General features: G+C 69.1%; 16 protein-coding genes. 15 read left to right on the top strand and 1 reads right to left on the bottom strand.

From position 1 onward, the window contains the following. Window positions 1-2 precede the first annotated feature (2 nt). The 6 genes from M9955_18045 (at window position 3) to M9955_18020 (ending at window position 5142) form a co-directional block, all read left to right on the top strand. Complete coding sequence (locus M9955_18045) at window positions 3-212, top strand: hypothetical protein (GenBank protein ID MCO5083546.1); 210 nt, start codon at window positions 3-5, stop codon at window positions 210-212. Then, on the top strand, window positions 212-1732 hold the full coding sequence (locus tag M9955_18040; protein MCO5083545.1) for a phage portal protein: 1521 nt from the start codon (window positions 212-214) through the stop codon (window positions 1730-1732). Before M9955_18045 ends, M9955_18040 begins: the two co-directional genes overlap by 1 nt. Before the next feature lie 5 nt (window positions 1733-1737). Beyond that, window positions 1738-3792 carry a Mu-like prophage major head subunit gpT family protein gene (locus tag M9955_18035; GenBank protein ID MCO5083544.1) on the top strand — a complete coding sequence of 685 codons (2055 nt, stop codon included), beginning with the start codon at window positions 1738-1740 and terminating at the stop codon, window positions 3790-3792. 77 nt (window positions 3793-3869) lie between these two features. Beyond that, window positions 3870-4205: a DUF2190 family protein gene (locus tag M9955_18030; protein ID MCO5083543.1), complete on the top strand. Its 336-nt coding sequence runs from the start codon at window positions 3870-3872 to the stop codon at window positions 4203-4205. Continuing rightward, window positions 4205-4516, top strand: a complete 312-nt coding sequence (locus tag M9955_18025; GenBank protein ID MCO5083542.1) for a hypothetical protein — start codon at window positions 4205-4207, stop codon at window positions 4514-4516. The genes M9955_18030 and M9955_18025 overlap by 1 nt, the downstream gene beginning before the upstream one ends. Beyond that, window positions 4513-5142, top strand: a complete 630-nt coding sequence (locus M9955_18020; GenBank protein ID MCO5083541.1) for a DUF6441 family protein — start codon at window positions 4513-4515, stop codon at window positions 5140-5142. Before M9955_18025 ends, M9955_18020 begins: the two co-directional genes overlap by 4 nt. Window positions 5143-5175: 33 nt before the next feature. Here M9955_18020 and M9955_18015 read toward each other — a convergent pair whose 3' ends face one another. Continuing rightward, a complete protein-coding gene (locus M9955_18015; GenBank protein MCO5083540.1) occupies window positions 5176-5964 on the bottom strand; it encodes a hypothetical protein in 789 nt (262 codons plus the stop codon). Window positions 5965-6019: 55 nt separating this feature from the next. Here M9955_18015 and M9955_18010 point away from each other — a divergent pair, with 55 nt between their 5' ends. The 9 genes from M9955_18010 (at window position 6020) to M9955_17970 (ending at window position 16410) form a co-directional block, all read left to right on the top strand. Then, window positions 6020-6439, top strand: a complete 420-nt coding sequence (locus M9955_18010) for a hypothetical protein (protein MCO5083539.1) — start codon at window positions 6020-6022, stop codon at window positions 6437-6439. Between the two features lie 24 nt (window positions 6440-6463). Continuing rightward, window positions 6464-7405: a phage tail tube protein gene (locus M9955_18005; protein MCO5083538.1), complete on the top strand. Its 942-nt coding sequence runs from the start codon at window positions 6464-6466 to the stop codon at window positions 7403-7405. Beyond that, the gene (locus M9955_18000) at window positions 7405-7842 is read left to right on the top strand and encodes a hypothetical protein (GenBank protein ID MCO5083537.1); all 438 of its coding nucleotides are present in this window, start codon (window positions 7405-7407) and stop codon (window positions 7840-7842) included. The genes M9955_18005 and M9955_18000 overlap by 1 nt, the downstream gene beginning before the upstream one ends. 68 nt (window positions 7843-7910) lie before the next feature. Further along, entirely contained in the window at window positions 7911-8069 is a 159-nt protein-coding gene (locus tag M9955_17995) for a hypothetical protein (protein ID MCO5083536.1), read from the top strand. A gap of 43 nt (window positions 8070-8112) precedes the next feature. Continuing rightward, on the top strand, window positions 8113-10497 hold the full coding sequence (locus M9955_17990) for a hypothetical protein (protein MCO5083535.1): 2385 nt from the start codon (window positions 8113-8115) through the stop codon (window positions 10495-10497). After that, complete coding sequence (locus M9955_17985; GenBank protein ID MCO5083534.1) at window positions 10497-11123, top strand: DUF2460 domain-containing protein; 627 nt, start codon at window positions 10497-10499, stop codon at window positions 11121-11123. Before M9955_17990 ends, M9955_17985 begins: the two co-directional genes overlap by 1 nt. Beyond that, window positions 11120-12004 carry a DUF2163 domain-containing protein gene (locus M9955_17980; GenBank protein MCO5083533.1) on the top strand — a complete coding sequence of 295 codons (885 nt, stop codon included), beginning with the start codon at window positions 11120-11122 and terminating at the stop codon, window positions 12002-12004. Before M9955_17985 ends, M9955_17980 begins: the two co-directional genes overlap by 4 nt. Beyond that, entirely contained in the window at window positions 12001-12435 is a 435-nt protein-coding gene (locus tag M9955_17975; GenBank protein MCO5083532.1) for an NlpC/P60 family protein, read from the top strand. Before M9955_17980 ends, M9955_17975 begins: the two co-directional genes overlap by 4 nt. Before the next feature lie 9 nt (window positions 12436-12444). Then, window positions 12445-16410, top strand: coding sequence for a glycoside hydrolase/phage tail family protein (locus M9955_17970; GenBank protein MCO5083531.1), 3966 nt, complete (start codon window positions 12445-12447; stop codon window positions 16408-16410). Window positions 16411-16419: the final 9 nt, after the last annotated feature.

Raw genomic sequence — 16419 nt, 5'->3', positions numbered from 1 at the left:
ACATGACCGACTGGACGGAAACCGAGCTCTCGGCGCTGCGCCGGGCCTATGCCAGCGGCACGACCCGGGTGAGCTATGACGGCAAATCCGTCGACTACGGCTCGGCCGAGGATCTGCTCGCCCGCATCCGCACTATCGAGCGGGCTATTGCGGGCACGACACGGCCCTTGCCAGTGGCAGGGCTCGCGGGCTTCTCGCGCGGGGACCGGTGATGTCAGCGACCTGGTTCGATCACGCCATCGCATCGGTGGCGCCGCGCATGGCCGCACGTCGCGTGCTGGCGCGTCAGGCTTTCGAGACCCTGACGCGGGGCTATGACGGCGCGGCACGCGGGCGGCGAACCGCGGGCTGGCGCGCGCCGGGCTCCTCGGCCGACACCGAGATCGGCGTCGCCGGGGCCCTGCTGCGCGACCGGATGCGCGATCTCGTGCGCAACAACCCGCATGCGGCCAAGGCCGTGGCGGTGCTGGTGAACAACATCATCGGTGCGGGCATCATGCCGCGCGCCGCCAGCGGCGACGACACGCTGGACCGCAAGGTCGATGCGCTCTTCGAAAGATGGACGGCGGAGTGCGACGCCGATGGCCAGCTCGACTTCTACGGTCTGCAGACGCTGATCTGCCGCGAGATGGTCGAGGCGGGCGAGGTGCTGGTGCGGCGCAGGCTGCGGCGGTCGAGCGATGCCCTGCCGGTGCCGCTGCAGTTGCAGGTGCTGGAAGCGGACTTCCTCGACGCCACCAAATCCGGCGCCCTTGGCGCAGGCCGCCTCGTGCAGGGGATCGAGTTCGACCCGGTCGGCAAGCGCCGGGCCTACTGGCTGCATGCCGAGCATCCCGGCGATGCCTACGGGGCATTGCAGAACGGGTTGCAGAGCCGCCCAGTCCCGGCGACCGAGATCGCCCATGTCTACGAGAAACAGCGCACGCAGGCGCGCGGGGTTCCCTGGGGCGCGCCGGTGATCCGCAGCTTGCGCGATCTCGACGACTACGAGGTGGCGGAACTGGTCCGCAAGAAGACCGAGGCCTGCGTCACCGCCATCGTCTTCGGCGACGACGAGGCGCAACAGGGCATCGCGCCCTCGGTGGTCGATGCCGATGGCAACCGGGTCGAGCAGTTCGAACCGGGGCTGATCGCCTATGCCCGTGGCGGCAAGGACATCCGCTTCAACCAACCCTCGGCCACCGGCGGCTATGGCGAATACAAGCGGGCCAGCCTGCACACGATCTCGGCCGGGTTCCGCGTGCCCTATGAATTGCTGACCGGCGACCTCAGCCAGGTGAATTATTCCTCGATCCGGGCCGGGCTGGTCGAGTTCCGCCGAATGATTGACGCGGTGCAGTGGCAGCTGTTCATTCCGATGCTGTGTCAGCCGGTCTGGCGCTGGTTCCTTGAGGCCGCATGGGCGGCAGGCCAGATCCCGACGCCGGACGTACCGGTCGAATGGTCGCCGCCGAAATTCGACGCGGTCGATCCCTACAAGGACGCGATGGCCGATCTGCTGGCAATCCGCTCCGGCACCATGACGCTGGCGCAGGCCATCGCCCGGCAGGGCCACAATCCCGACGCGGTGCTGGCCGAGATCGCCGCGACCAACGCCAGGCTCGACGAACTGGGCCTGGTGCTCGACAGCGATCCGCGCCGTGTCACCAAGACCGGCAGCGCCCAGAGCAGTGATCCGGGCGCAGCCCCGGAAATCGATCCGGCGCAACCCGACGCTGCCCAACAGGACTGACTTTCATGGATACGATGATCGAACTGCCGGCGCTTCGCCGGTCGGCGGAGCTTGCACCGAACAGCGTCGACAATGACGCCCGCACCGTCGAGGTGGTCTGGTCGGCCGGCGCCCGCGTCCGCCGCGCCAGCTTCTTCGGCGAGCCCTATGACGAGGAACTCAGCCTCGACCCCGCCCATGTGCGGCTGGAACGCCTGAACGCGGGCGCGCCCTTCCTCAAGGTGCATGAGATCGACACGCTCGATGCCGTCATCGGCTCGGTCGTGCCGGGATCGGCGCGGATCGAGAACGGGCGCGGCATCGCGCAGGTCCGGATCAGCGAGCGGGCCGATGTCGAGCCGATCTGGCGCGACATCCAGGCCGGGCACATCCGGGCGGTCTCCATCGGTTACCAGGTCCACCGCTTCGACATCTCGAAACCGGATGGCGGGCGCGAGCTCTGGCGGGCCGTGGACTGGACGCCCTTCGAGGTCTCCGCCGTGCCGGTCGGGGCCGACCCCGCTGCCGGTTTCCGCACCACGGGCGAACATCACGACTGCGTCCTCCATCGCCGGGACGCCGAAACCAGCGAAGGAGCATCCCCGATGACCGACAAGGCCAGCCCCGCGGCGGGTGATGCCGCGAACCCCGCCAGCAACCAGCCGACCGAGCCGAATGATACCGAGGACACCATCATGACCGAGCCGAAAGCGGCTGCGTCCGAACCCAACGTCGGCGCAGTGGAAACCCGCACCCAGCCGAAGACGCAGGCAATTCCTGCGCCCGACACCGAGGCCATCGCAACCCGCGCCCGCGAAGCGGAGCGGGATCGCGTCTCCACCATCTACGATCTGGCCGGCCGCCTGAACCTGGAGCGCGGCTTCGCCGAGGATCTGGTCAAGCGCGGCGTCAGCGTGGACGAGTCCCGCCGACTGATCCTCGATCAGGTCGCCGCCAAGTCCGACGAGACCCGGACCTTCCCTCATGTCTCCGTCCCCCTCGGCGGCCGGGACGAGCGCATCACCCGCCGCGACGCCGTGGCAAACGCGTTGCTGCACCGCTACAGCCCGACGCTGTTCCAGCTGGAGGACGCAGCGCGCCAGTACCGCGGCATGACGCTGCTGGAACTCGCCCGCGAAAGCCTCGGCAATGCCGGGGTCAACACGCGCGGCCTGTCGCGCGACGAGGTGGCGACGCGGGCGCTGCACTCGACCTCGGACTTCCCCGAGATCCTCTCGGCGGTCACCAACAAGACCCTGCGGCAGGCCTACGAGGCCTATCCCCGCACCTTCATGCTGTTCTGCCGCCAGGTGCTCGCCACCGACTTCAAGGCGATGCACCGGGTGCAGCTCGGGGAAGCGCCGCAGCTGCTGGAGGTCGGCGAGAGCGGCGAGTTCAAGCGCGGCACGCTCGGCGAGAGCAAGGAGAGCTACAAGGTCAAGACCTATGGCCGGGTGGTCGCGATCACCCGCCAGACGCTGATCAACGACGATCTCGACGCCTTCACCCGGATCCCGGCGATGTACGGCAACTCCATCGCTCAGCTGGAGTCGGACGTGGTCTGGGGCATCATCACCGCCAACCCGGCGATGGCCGACGGCAACGCCTTGTTCCACACCACGCACAAGAACCTCGCGGGCACCGGCGCGGCGCTCGATGTGAGCAGCGTCGGCGCGGCCCGCGCCGCCATGGCCAAGCAGACGGGTCTCGACAAGAAGACGGTGCTGAACGTCCGCCCCGCCTTCCTGATCGTGCCTGCCTCGCTGGAGTTGAAGGCCGAGCAGCTGGTCGCCCAGAACCTTGTACCCGCCGCGACGTCCAGCGTGGTGCCGCAGTCGATCCGCACGCTCGCGCCGATCAGCGAGCCGCGCCTCGACGCCGCCAGCGAGACGGCCTGGTATCTGGCGGCATCGCCGAACCAGATCGACACCATCGAGTACGCCTATCTCGAGGGCCAGCAGGGCGCCTACATCGAGACCCGCAACGGCTTCGACGTCGACGGTGTCGAGATCAAGTGCCGCCTCGACTTCGGCGCCAAGGCCATCGACTGGCGCGGTCTCTACAAGAACCCGGGCGCGTAACCCGCACCCCATGCCGAACCCTGACAAGCGGGCGGTCCTGACGGGCCGCCCTTCGTCTTTCCACAAGGATCCCCACCATGAAAAACTTCGTCCAGCCCGGCAACACCATCACCCTGACTGCGCCCTATGCCGTCGCCTCCGGCGATGGTCTTCTCGTCGGCTCCATCTTCGGTGTTGCCTCGGGCGCCGCCGCCCTCGGCGAAGCCGTCGAGACCGCGCTCACCGGCGTCTTCGACATCACCAAGGTCGGCTCCCAGGCCTGGACCGTCGGCGCCAAGGTCTACTGGGATGACACCAACAAGCGCTGCACCACGGTGGCGACCGACAACACGCTCATCGGCGTGGCCGTCGAGGCGGTGGCGAGCGGCGCGGGCGACACCATCGGCCGGGTGCGCCTGAACGCGGCCTTCTGATGTCAGCTTTCGCCGCCGCCGTCAGCGCGCTCTTCGCCGATCCTAACATCGGTCGGGACGCGGTCTACATCGCCGACGGCGGCGCGCCCGTGCTGGTGCGTGCCGTCGCGCGGCGTGCTGACGCGATCAGCGATTTTGGCGAAGCGCGGCTCTGGTCCGAGACCACACGGATCGACCTTCGCGTGGCCGAGGTGGCGAACCCGCGTCCCGGCGACCGCATCGAGATCGACGGCGATGCCTTCTTGATCCAGGGCGAGCCCGTTCGCGACCGCGAGCGGCTGGTCTGGACCGTCGATCTGAGGCCCGCGTGAAACTGAAGCTCGACATCGATCCCGACATCGTCGCGATGATGGCGGCCGAGGTCGCGGCGAGCGAACGCGCTGTCACCGCTGCAATGCGCGAGGCCGGGAACGGGCTGAAGACCGCATGGCGGCTGCAGATCACCGGCGCGGGGCTCGGCACACGGCTGGCCAACTCGATCCGGAGCCAGAACTTCCCGAGGTCGGGCGAGAGCCTTGATGCGGCAGCGCTGGTCTGGTCGAAGGCGCCGGTCATCGTCGGCGCGCATGACACCGGGCCGCTGATCCGGTCGAAAGACGGGTTCTGGCTGGCGATCCCACTGCCCGCGGCGGGCAAATCCCTGCGCGGCGGCCGTATCACGCCCGGCGAGTGGGAGCGGCGACGCGGGCTGCGCCTGCGCTTCGTCTACCGCCGCACTGGCCCAAGCCTGCTGGTGGCGGAGGGACGGCTGAACACCAAGGGCCAGGCAGTGGTGTCGCGCTCGAAGACCGGGCGCGGCAAGGTCACCGCACCGATCTTCCTGCTGGTGCCGCAGGTCAAACTGCCGAAGCGGCTGGACCTCGCGCGGGATGCAGACCGGGCGTTGGACAGTATGCCAGGGCTGATCGTGGCGAACTGGGTGGAGGGGAAGCTGTAGGAAACTTCGACGAGCCGGTTCCTTGGCAGGTGCCTACATAGCGAGTTTCCGAAGCTTCTGTCTCAGCGACTGTGATGCGCGTTGCAGCCAGTCGACGCGATAACGGACTGGATCCTTCGGGTTCAGATCCTGCGGATCCTTCAAGCCAAGATAGATGTCGACTTGGCTTCCGCTGGATCGTGAGGGATGCGCGAGTGCTCCGAGAAGTTGTTCCTCCTGAATGTGCCCCTGCGCGACGCACCATTGGAGCGCTTCAAGGGGCGTAGGCCCAAGCGCAAGGAAGAAGGCCTTGTTTTGCAAGGCTTGCAAGGATGGCAAGAAATCCCTTCGGAAACCGGCAGCGAAGGCCTCGGATCGCATAACTTGGTCAAAGCTTCCAGCGAACATCTTCCCATTCCTGAACGCGGCATGTGAAATGACCGAGGTGGCATGGAGTGCATCATACGAAGTTGACCACAGCTCACCCGCGTCTCGGATGCCCAGCAACTCGTTGATCTTCGTTGCATTGAGCATCTTCACAAGGTTGGGGCGCATCGATTCATCCCCGAACGCCGCGAGGCTCTTCACTTGATACAGGATCTGGTCCTCGCTCATTCCTCTGGAAGAGAGCGCCTTCACTTCATCGTATGCGAGCGCCATCTGGTTCGGTCCCGGCGTAATGCCGACAATCACAATCCTGGCGCGCTCATTTACGTACTCGAATGGCATGTAGAAGACAGTATCTCGTCCTCTTTGATCCACGACGAGTGCCGGATCATTTGAAGCCGAAGCGCCTCGTGATTCAATCACGTGTCGATATTTCGGGTAGAGAACAGGCTGCAATCTCGATCCTCCGCTGACGATCAATGAAGTATCTGTAACCGAAGGGCTTTCCAAGATGCCCACCCCTCGCGAGACCATCCTCACCGAGCTGTACGCGCGGCTCTCGGCGCTGCCCGCCACGGCCCTGCGCGGCGAGGTGCTGCCCGAGCGTGTGCCAACTGCCGGCCTCCTGATCCTGCGCGACGGCGAGCCGGGCGAGCCTGAGGTCACGCTCTCGCCGCTGCGCTACCACTACCAGCACCGGGCCGAGATCGAGGCGGTCGTGCAGAGCTCCGACCGTGACGCCGCCTTCGACACGCTGACCGCCAGCATCGGCACGGCGCTCGCCGCCGACCGCACGCTGGGCGGTCTCTGCGATTGGGTCGAGGCCGAAGCGCCGAGACCGGTCGATCTGCCCGTCGAGGGCGCGGCCAGCCTTAAGGCCGCCGTGATCCCGGTGGTGCTGCACTATTCTACGGCCGACCCGCTGGCCTGACCCCGACAACCTAAGGAGACGACAATGGCACGCGCACAAGGGGCGCGGGCGCTGATGGCGCTTGCGTTCGAGACCACTTATGGAACGCCGCCGGTTGGCGGGTTCACCCGCATGCCCTTCGCCAGCACCTCGCTCGGGGCAGAGCAGCCGCTTCTGAACTCCGAACTGCTGGGCTACGGTCGCGATCCGCTGGCGCCGATCAAGGACGCGGTGACGGCAGACGGCGATGTCGTCGTGCCGCTCGACGCAGAGGCCTTCGGCTTCTGGCTGAAGGCGGCCTTCGGCGCGCCCACGACCACAGGTGTGGATGCCCCTTACACCCACGAGTTCCAGTCAGGGTCCTGGACGCTGCCCAGCATGTCGATCGAGACCGGTATGCCCGAGGTGCCCCGCTATGCGATGTACTCGGGCTGCGTGCTCGACCAGATCACCTGGCAGATGCAGCGCTCGGGTCTGCTGACCGCCACCGCACGGCTGGTGGCGCAGGGCGAGACGGTGGGCACGACGACCAGCGCCGGAACGCCCGCTGCGCTGGAGCTGAAGCGCTTCGGCCATTTCAACGGGGCGATCACGCGGAACGGTTCCGCCCTCGGCAACGTGGTCTCGGCCGAGATCACCTATGCCAACAACCTCGACCGGATCGAGACGATCCGGAGCGACGGCCGCATCGACGGCGCGGACCCGTCCATCGCCGCGCTGACCGGCCGGATCGAGGTGCGCTTCGCCGACCAGACGCTGGTGACGCAGGCCATCAACGGCGAGGCCTGCGAGATGGAGTTCGCCTACGTCCTTCCGTCCGGCGAGAGCTTCACCTTCACCGTGCACGCCGTCTACCTGCCGCGCCCCCGGATCGAGATTTCCGGGCCGCAGGGCGTGCAGGCGACGTTCGATTGGCAGGCCGCGCGCGACAGCGTCGTCGGCCGGATGTGCACCGCCACCCTCGTGAACGCTGTGGAGACCTATTGATGCTGACGCTCGACCTGACGAACGCGCCGCGCTGGCATGACCTCGCACCCGGCGTCCGGATGCAGCTGCGCCCGCTGACCACCGCCCTGATGGTGGCGACGCGCATCGATCCGGCCGTGGAAGCTGTTCGAGAAGATGCCTCCGACGAGGAACGCGCCGTCGCCTTCGCCAAAGCGCTGGCGCGGCGGGCGGTGCTCGCCTGGGAGGGCATCGGCGACGCGGACGACAATCCCATCGACCCGAGCCCGGAGGCCATCGACGCGCTGCTCGATGTCTGGCCGATCTTCGAGGCCTTCCAGCTGACCTACGTCTCGAAAAGCCTGCTGCTGGAGCAGGAAAAAAACGCCTCCGCGCCCTCGCCGAATGGTCCTTCGGCGGGGGCGAGCGCTACTGCGAAGCCTGTGCGCAAGCCTGCCCGGACTGCCCGGCGCGGCTGAACCGTCCGGAAACACCGGAGGGTTGGCAGGTCTGGGACCTCGCCGGTCGCCTTGGTGGGCAGCTCCGCGTGCTGCCCGGCGCCGTGATCGGCTGGGATATGTCGGCCGCGCTCGCGCTCGGTGACGCCCTCGGCGTACCGCCGCTCGTCACGGCCGAACTGCTGCCCGTCATCGAGGCGGTGATGGTCGCCAAGCTCAACGAACAGATGGATGACTCCCATGGCTGAGAAGAGGGTCAGCGTCCGCCTCGCGGCCGTGGGCGGACGGCAAGTGCGCGCCGAACTGGAAGGCGTGGGCGAGGCCGGGTCGCGCAGCTTCGGACGGCTGAGCCGCGAGATGGAGGCTGCGAACGCCCGGCTCGCGGCCTTCTCGCGACGGGTGCGGGTTGCGGCAGCCGCTGCCGTGGCCGCCGCTGCCGCTGCTGGCGTGGCGATGATCCGCTCCGGGCTGCAGACGGTCGATGCGCAGGCCAAGCTCGCGCAGTCCCTCGGCACCACCGCCGCCTCGATCCAGACGCTGGAGCGTGCGGGCGAACTGGCGGGCGTCTCCATGTCCGGCATCGAGCAGGCGACGAAGGATCTGACGCGCCGTCTCAGCCAGGCGGCTGCCGGGACTGGCCCTGCCGCTGACGCGCTCGACCGGCTGGGCCTATCCGCCACCGACCTGATTGCGCTGCCGCTGGATCAGCGGGTCGGCGCGATCAACGCCGCCATCGAGGACTTCGTGCCTGCCGCCGAGCGCGCAGCTGTCGCCGGGCAGCTCTTCGGCGAGGAAGGCTCCATCGCGATGTCACGGATCGACACCGCGACGCTGCGCCAGGCGACGGAGGACGTGCTTGCCTTCGGTGTCGTGGTCTCCGAACAGGATGCCGATCAGATCGAGCGGACGAACGACGCCATCTCAAGGCTGGGGCTGATCTGGCGCGGGCTGTCGAACCAGCTGGCCGTTGCTGCCGCCCCGGCCCTCGAGGCGGTCGCCAATGCCATGGCGGCCATCGCCAGCCGTACCGGGCCACTCGGCATCGCCATTCGCGGCCTTTTCGACAATATCGGCCGCCTGACCACCTATGCCGTAACCTTCGCGACCTTCCTCGCGGGCCGCTGGGTCGCCGGGCTGGCCGCTGCCGCGCTCTCGGTCCGTGGGTTCGCCACCGCACTCGTCGTGCTGCGCGGGGCGCTGATCCGCACCGGCATCGGCGCGCTGATCGTCGGCGTGGGCGAACTGATCTACCAGCTGTCCCAATTCGTCGCCCGGGTGGGTGGCGTCGGCGAAGCCTTCCGGCTGCTCTCCGATCTGGCCTCCGAGGTCTGGTCGCGCATCGGGCTCGCGCTCGATGCCGCGCTGGCCCGTATGGCGGCCGGTTGGGAGGGGCTGAAGGCCGCCGCGCTTTCGGCGCTCGACGGTACCGTGGCGGGCGTCGTGGGGTTCGGGGACCGCACTGTCGCAATCTTCCGGGGCGCCTATGGCGGCGCGGTGGCGATCTGGGGCAGCCTGCCAGGCGCCATCGGCGATTTCGCCTACCAGGCCGCGAACGGGCTGATCGGCGGGGTGGAGGCGATGCTGAACGGCGTCGTAACCCGCATCAACAGCTTCATCGAAACCCTGAACGCCGCGCTGGCCTTGTTGCCGGAATGGGCCACCGGCGAAGGCGGCGTGCGGATCGGCACGCTCGACGCGGTGGACCTGAGCCGGATCGACAACCCGTTCGAAGGGGCTGCGACGGCGGCGGGCACCGCAGCAGCCGATGCGTTTTCGGCCGCGCTCGCCCGGACCTATATCGCACCGCCGGATCTAGGTCTCGGCGCGATGGCGGATGACGCGCGCGCGCGTGCCGATGCCTATCGCGAGGCCGCTGGCATGCTGACCGATGCCGCGACCCGGCCGCTTTCTGTTTGGCTGGCGCTGAAGGATGCCGTGACTGGCTCCGGCGCGGAGGCCGAGGCCGCGCTGACGGACGCCGCGACCTCCGCCGATGCACTAGCGGCCGGGCTCGGCGATACCGCAGCCGCCGCCAATGGCGCCGGAAGTGCTGCCCGCGACGCCGGAACCGCCGCTGGCGAAGGGGCGGAGCGCGCGCTGACCGGATGGCAGGCCGTGACAGCGGCGCTCTCGGATTATGCAAGCCGGGCCCGGGAGATCGGCGGCGATATCGGCCAGAGCCTCGTCAGCGCGTTTCAGTCGGCGGAGGACGCGGTCGGTGAGTTCGTGAAGACCGGCAAGCTGAACTTCCGCGATCTGGTGACCTCACTCATCGCCGATCTGGCGAAGCTGGCGGCGCGGCGCTTCATCCTTGGCCCCATCGCCAACGCGCTCTCGGGCGCGCTCGGCGGCGCGGGCGGGATTTTCGCCAACATCCTGCACGCGGGCGGCATGGTCGGATCGTCCGGCCCCTCGCGCATGGTCCCGGCTATGGCCTTCGCAGCCGCGCCCCGGATGCATTCGGGCGGCGCGGTGGGGCTTCGGCACGACGAGGTGCCTGCAATCCTGCAAAGGGGCGAGCGGGTGCTCTCGCGCCGCGATGCGCAAGGCTACGGCACGGGCGGCGGGATCAACGTCACAATCGTGGCGCGCGACGCCGAGAGCTTCCGGCAATCGCGCACGCAGGTCGCGGCGGATATCGCCCGCGCGGTCTCGCTCGGGCGGAGGGGCATGTGATGGCGTTCCATGAGGTGCGGTTCCCGGACAACATCAGCCGGGGCGCGCGCGGCGGGCCCGAGCGGCGCACGCAAATCGTCGAGCTCGCCTCCGGGGACGAGGAGCGCAACGCCAGCTGGGCCAACTCGCGCCGCCGCTACGATGTCGCCTACGGCATCCGCCGCGCTGACGATCTGGCGGCGGTGGTTGCCTTCTTCGAGGCGCGGAATGGCCGCCTCCATGGCTTCCGCTTCAAGGACTGGGGCGACCACAAGTCCTGTCTACCCTCGGGCACGGCATCGCCCACCGACCAGGCGATCGGCACCGGCGACGGCGCGACGACCGCGTTCCAACTCGTGAAGCGCTACTCCTCGGGCGCGCAATCCTGGACGCGCGCCATCGCCAAGCCGGTGGCGGGCAGTGTGCGCATCGCGCTCGCCGGGGCTGAGCAGCCCTCCGGTTGGTCGGTCGACACCACGACCGGCGTCATCACCTTCACCGCGGCGCCGGGCTCCGGCCTCGCGATCACCGCGGGCTTCGAGTTCGACGTGCCGGTCCGTTTCGACACCGACGTGCTCGACGTGACGCTCGACCTCGAGCGGCTCGGCTCGATCACCTCCATCCCGCTGCTGGAACTGCGCCGATGAAGACCCTCGACCCCGCCCTGCAGGCCCATCTCGACGAGGGCACGACGACGCTTGCCTGGTGCTGGCGTATCGCCCGCGCCGATGGCGCGAGTTTCGGCTTCACCGACCACGACCGGACGCTCAGCTTCGACGGGACCGACTTCGAGCCCGAGAGCGGGCTCACGGCATCCGAGGTGCGGTCGGGATCGGACCTGTCGGTCGATGCGCAGGATGCCGAGGGGGTGCTGACCTCGGACCGCATCACCGAGACCGACATCCTCGACGGCCGCTGGGACAACGCGGAGGTCGATGTCTGGCGCGTGAACTGGGCCGACACCGGCCAGCGCGTCCTGATGCGGCGCGGCGCCATAGGTCAGATCCGGCGCGGGCGGCTCGCCTTCGTCGCCGAGGTCCGCTCGCTCGCCCACGTCTTGGGCCAGACGGTCGGGCGGACGTTCCAGGCGACCTGCGACGCCGCGCTTGGCGATGCGCGCTGCGGCGTCGATCTGGAGGATCCCGCATTCAAGGGCACGGGCGCCGTCATCGATCTCCTGCGCGACAGGGCCTTCACCGCCTCGGGGCTCGGCGGGTTCGCTTCCGGCTGGTTCACCTTCGGCACCATCGAATGGACGAGCGACGCGAATGCGGGGCGTCGCGCGGAAGTGCTGGGCCATGACGTGACGGACGGCGTCGCGATCCTGACCCTGCTCGAGGCGCCGGTGCGGTCCATCGCCGAGGGCGATGCCTTCACCATCCGCGCGGGCTGCGACAAGCGCATGGAGACCTGCGGGGCGAAGTTCGCCAATACCGTCAACTTCCGGGGTTTCCCGCACATCCCGGGCCAGGATGCCGTGCTGCGATACGCCACAAAGGACGGCGGGCACGAGGGGTCGGTGCTGTGAACGCCGCTGATCCCCAGCACGTCATCACCATTGCGCGGTCCTGGCTCGGAACGCCGTATCATGATCAGGCCAGCCTGCGCGGTGTCGGCTGCGATTGCCTCGGGCTGGCGCGGGGCGTCTGGCGCGAGGTCGTCGGCCCCGAGCCGTTCCCGATCCCGCCCTACAGTCGGGACTGGGGCGAAACCGGCCCGCGCGAGGTGCTGGCCGAGGGCGCGCGGGGCATGATGACTGAGATTGCCCCGTGTGAAGCCGGACCCGGCGCGCTGGTCCTCTTCCGCATGAAGCCCCGCGCCATCGCCAAGCATGTCGGGATTCTGACCGGCCCCGACAGCTTCCTCCACGCTTACGAGCGGCTCGGCGTGATCGAGGAACCGCTCACGCAATCCTGGCGACGGCGCATCGCCTTCGCCTTCCTGTTCCCGCAACGCTGAGACCCCGACATGGCCACCCTCGTTCTCGGTGCCGCTGGCGCCGCCATTGGCGGTTCGATCGGCGGCGCGATCCTCGGAGTGAGCGCCGCGACCATCGGCGGCTTCATCGGCTCGACCATCGGCTCGGTCGTGGACAGCTGGGTCATCTCGTCGCTGGCGCCTACGCAACGCATCGAAGGTGCGCGGCTTGACACGCTGCGCATCACCTCGGCCACCGAGGGCGCGGTGATCCCGCGGCTCTATGGCCGGATGCGGATGGGCGGAAACATCATCTGGGCGACGGATTTCCGCGAGGAGACGAAGACCACTACTCAAGGTGGCGGCAAGGGCGGCGGGGGCGGCAAGGTCAAGACGACCGAGTATCTCTACTACGCCTCCTTCGCGGTCGCGCTCTGCGAGGGGCCGATCACCGGGATCGGGCGCATCTGGGCCGACGGCAAGCCGATGGACCTCTCCGGCGTCACCTGGCGCTGGTATCCCGGCGACGAGGCCCAGACCGCCGATCCCCTCATCGCGGCCAGGATGGGCGCGGCCAGCACGCCCGCCTATCGTGGCACCGCCTATGTCGTCTTCGAAGAACTGGCGCTCTCGACTTATGGCAACCGCCTGCCGCAGCTGTCCTTCGAGGTGTTCCGCCCGCTCGCCGATCCCGACACCGCCGAGGGGCTGACCCGCGCCGTCACCATGATCCCCGCCTCGGGCGAGTTCACCTACGCGACGCAGGCGATCCGGAAGACCGATGGCGGCGCGACGGTGCCCGAGAACCTGAACGCGCTGGCCGACTCCACCGACATGGTGGAGGCGCTCGACCGGCTGCAGGCGATGGCGCCTGCGGTCGAGAGCGTGTCTCTGGTCGTGGCCTGGTTCGGCGACGATCTGCGCGTGGGATCCTGCAAGGTGCGGCCCGGCGTCGAGGTGTCGGCGAAGTCGACCACGCCCGCCAGCTGGGCGGTGAGTGGCGTCAGCCGCGCCAACGCCTTCCTCGTCAGCCGGGATGCAGAGGATCGCCCGGTCTATGGCGGCACGCCGTCCGACTTCGCGGTGGTGCAGGCGATCCAGGAGATGAAGGCGCGCGGGCTGAGGGTGACCTTCTATCCGTTCATCCTGATGGACGTGCCGCCCGGCAACACGCTGCCGAACCCCTATTCCGACAACGCCGCCGCGATCGGCCAGCCGGCGTTCCCGTGGCGGGGGCGGATTACCTGTTCTCCCGCGGCGGGGTTCGCCGGGACCGTGGACAAGACCGCCACGGCCGCAAGCCAGGTCGCGGCGCTGTTCGGCGCGGCGACGCCCGCGAGCTTCAGTGTCACCGGTCAGTCGGTTTCGTGGACCGGCACGCCCGGCGACTGGGGCCTGCGGCGCATGGTGCTGCACTACGCCCATCTCTGCGCGGCGGTGGGCGGGGTCCATGCGTTCCTGATCGGGACCGAGATGCCGGGGCTGACCACGATCCGCTCGGGCGTCAGCACCTATCCGGCGGTGCAGGCCTACCGGGACCTGCTCGCGGATGTGCGCTCGATCCTCGGGGCCGGGACGAAGATCGGCTATGCCGCCGACTGGTCGGAGTATTTCGGGCACCAGCCGGGCGATGGCAGCGGCGACGTGTTCTTCCACCTCGATCCGCTCTGGGCCGATCCGGAGATCGATTTCATCGGGATCGACAACTACATGCCGCTGTCGGACTGGCGCGATGGGTTCGAGCATGCGGACGCGGCCGAGGGCTGGCCCGCGATCTACGACCGCGCCTATCTGCAGGGCAACATCGCGGGCGGCGAAGGCTTCGACTGGTTCTATGCCAGCGCGGCCGACCGAAGCGCGCAAGCCCGCACCCCGATCACGGATGGCGCCGCAGGCAAGGCATGGGTGTTCCGCTACAAGGATCTGCGGGCCTGGTGGGCGAACCCGCATTACGACCGCCCGGGCGGGGTGGAGAGCGGCGCGCCGACGGCATGGGCGCCGCAGTCGAAGCCGATCTGGTTCACCGAGCTCGGCTGTCCCGCCATCGACCGAGGCACCAACCAGCCCAACGTCTTCTTTGATCCGAAGTCCTCGGAGAGCTTCACGCCGCATTTCTCGCGGGGCTGGCGTGACGACGCGATCCAGCGCGCCTATCTCGAGGCGACGTATCTCTGGTGGGGCGAGGCTCGGAACAACCCGCTGTCCTCGGTCTACGGCGGCCGGATGGTGCTCGTCCCCGAATGCGCCGCCTGGACATGGGACGCGCGGCCCTATCCGTTCTTTCCGGCGCTGACCGATGTCTGGACGGACGGGGCGAACTGGCGGCTCGGCCACTGGCTGACGGGGCGGCTCGGCGCGGTGTCGCTTGCGGCGCTGGTCCGGCATCTCTGCCTGCGCGCCGGGCTTCCCGAGCAACGGATAGACGTCACTGGCCTCTGGGGCGCGGTCGAGGGCTACGCCATCACGGCGCTCGAAAGCCCGCGGGCCTCGATCACCACGCTGTCGCGCCACTTCGGCTTCGACGCGGTGGAGACCGAGGGCGTGATCCGCTTCGTCCTGCGCGGCCGGGCCTCCGTCGCCACCCTCGCTGCCGAGGACCTTGTGGCCCCTCGCGAGGGCGACGTGCTGGAGCTCACGCGGGGCCAGGAGACGGAGCTGCCGCAGGCGTTGAAGTGGCAGGTCGCCCGTGCCGACGAGGATTACGACGCGGCCCTCGTCGAGGCGCGGCGCATCACCGTGGACACGACCCGGATCGCCTCGGAGAGCTTTCCAATGGCGGTGCCGCCCGAGGAGGCCGAGCGGCGCTGCCGCCGCGCGCTGATGGAGGCGTGGGTGGGCCGGGAGATGGCGGCGTTCCGTCTGCCGCCCTCGCGGCTCGCGCTCGATCCGGCTGATGCGATCCGACTTGAGCATGACGGGCGGCTGGTCGATCTGCGGCTCATCTCCATCGCCGACGCCGAGGCGCGCGGCATCGACGCGGTCCGCCAGGACCGCGCGACCTACGACCTGCCGCCCGGCGATCCGCGTGCGGCGTCGCTGACGCGGGCGGTCGTGTTCGGCGCGCCGGACGCGGTGCTGATGGACCTGCCGCAGCTGACCGAGGACCAGCCCGCGCATCGACCGCTGGTCGCCGCGCACGCGGTGCCCTGGCCGGGCGAGATGGCGGTGTTCCGCAGCCCTTCGACCGATGGGTTCGAGCTGCTGACCACGTTCGGCAGTCGTACCCGGATCGGGACGCTGGTCTCGGATTTCTTCGCGGGCCCCACCTCGCGCTTCGACCTCGGCAATGCGCTGGTGGTCGATCTGCTGACCGGAACGCTGGAAAGCGTCACCGACCTGACGCTCTTCGGCGGTGCGAACGCGCTGGCCATCGAGAGCGCGCCAGGCGTTTGGGAGATCGTGCAGGCGGGCGCGGCGGAGCTGCTCGCGCCCGGCCGGTATCGGCTGACCCGGCTCCTGCGCGGCCAGCGCGGCACCGAGGGTGCGATGGGCAACCCGGCGCCCGCTGGCGCCCGCGTAGTCGTGCTGGACGACAGCCTCGCGTCGCTGCCGATCGCGGAGGCCGATCTCGCCCTTCCGTGGAACTGGCGCATCGGCCCGGCGAGCCGTCCGGTCAGCGACGAGACCTATGTGGTGCAGGCCTTCACGCCTGAGGGCGTCGGGCTGCGGCCGTTCTCGGTCGCCCATGTCGAGCAGCCGTGGCGCACGCCACGCGTTCCCGGCGATCTGACTATCCGCTGGACACGCCGGTCCCGGTCGCTCACGGCCGACAGCTGGGGCGGGCTGGAGGTGCCGCTGGCGGAAGAACTCGAAGCCTACGAGGTCGAGATCCTCGACGGCGCCGCCGTGAAGCGGGTGCTGAGCGCGACCACCACCAGCGCCATCTACACCGCCGCCCAGCAGAGCGCCGATTTGGGCGCACCGCTCGGCCCCGGCGGCACGCTCGATATCCGCATCTCCCAGCTCTCCGCCCTCGTGGGGCGGGGCGCGCCCAAGACCGTCACGCTCACGATCTGAGGCCATCTC

The organism is Rhizobiaceae bacterium (assembly GCA_023953845.1).
Classification (GTDB): domain Bacteria; phylum Pseudomonadota; class Alphaproteobacteria; order Rhizobiales; family Rhizobiaceae; genus Arvimicrobium.
This window is presented reverse-complemented; position numbering and strand designations above follow the sequence as displayed.

What these genes read in the sequence shown, in the direction of transcription:
- M9955_18045 (MCO5083546.1), top strand. Translation starts at nt 3, where the DNA reads ATGACCGACTGGACGGAAACCGAGCTCTCGGCGCTGCGCCGGGCCTAT.
- M9955_18040 (MCO5083545.1), top strand. Translation starts at nt 212, where the DNA reads ATGTCAGCGACCTGGTTCGATCACGCCATCGCATCGGTGGCGCCGCGC.
- M9955_18035 (MCO5083544.1), top strand. Translation starts at nt 1,738, where the DNA reads ATGGATACGATGATCGAACTGCCGGCGCTTCGCCGGTCGGCGGAGCTT.
- M9955_18030 (MCO5083543.1), top strand. Translation starts at nt 3,870, where the DNA reads ATGAAAAACTTCGTCCAGCCCGGCAACACCATCACCCTGACTGCGCCC.
- M9955_18025 (MCO5083542.1), top strand. Translation starts at nt 4,205, where the DNA reads ATGTCAGCTTTCGCCGCCGCCGTCAGCGCGCTCTTCGCCGATCCTAAC.
- M9955_18010 (MCO5083539.1), top strand. Translation starts at nt 6,020, where the DNA reads ATGCCCACCCCTCGCGAGACCATCCTCACCGAGCTGTACGCGCGGCTC.
- M9955_18005 (MCO5083538.1), top strand. Translation starts at nt 6,464, where the DNA reads ATGGCACGCGCACAAGGGGCGCGGGCGCTGATGGCGCTTGCGTTCGAG.
- M9955_18000 (MCO5083537.1), top strand. Translation starts at nt 7,405, where the DNA reads ATGCTGACGCTCGACCTGACGAACGCGCCGCGCTGGCATGACCTCGCA.
- M9955_17985 (MCO5083534.1), top strand. Translation starts at nt 10,497, where the DNA reads ATGGCGTTCCATGAGGTGCGGTTCCCGGACAACATCAGCCGGGGCGCG.
- M9955_17980 (MCO5083533.1), top strand. Translation starts at nt 11,120, where the DNA reads ATGAAGACCCTCGACCCCGCCCTGCAGGCCCATCTCGACGAGGGCACG.
- M9955_17970 (MCO5083531.1), top strand. Translation starts at nt 12,445, where the DNA reads ATGGCCACCCTCGTTCTCGGTGCCGCTGGCGCCGCCATTGGCGGTTCG.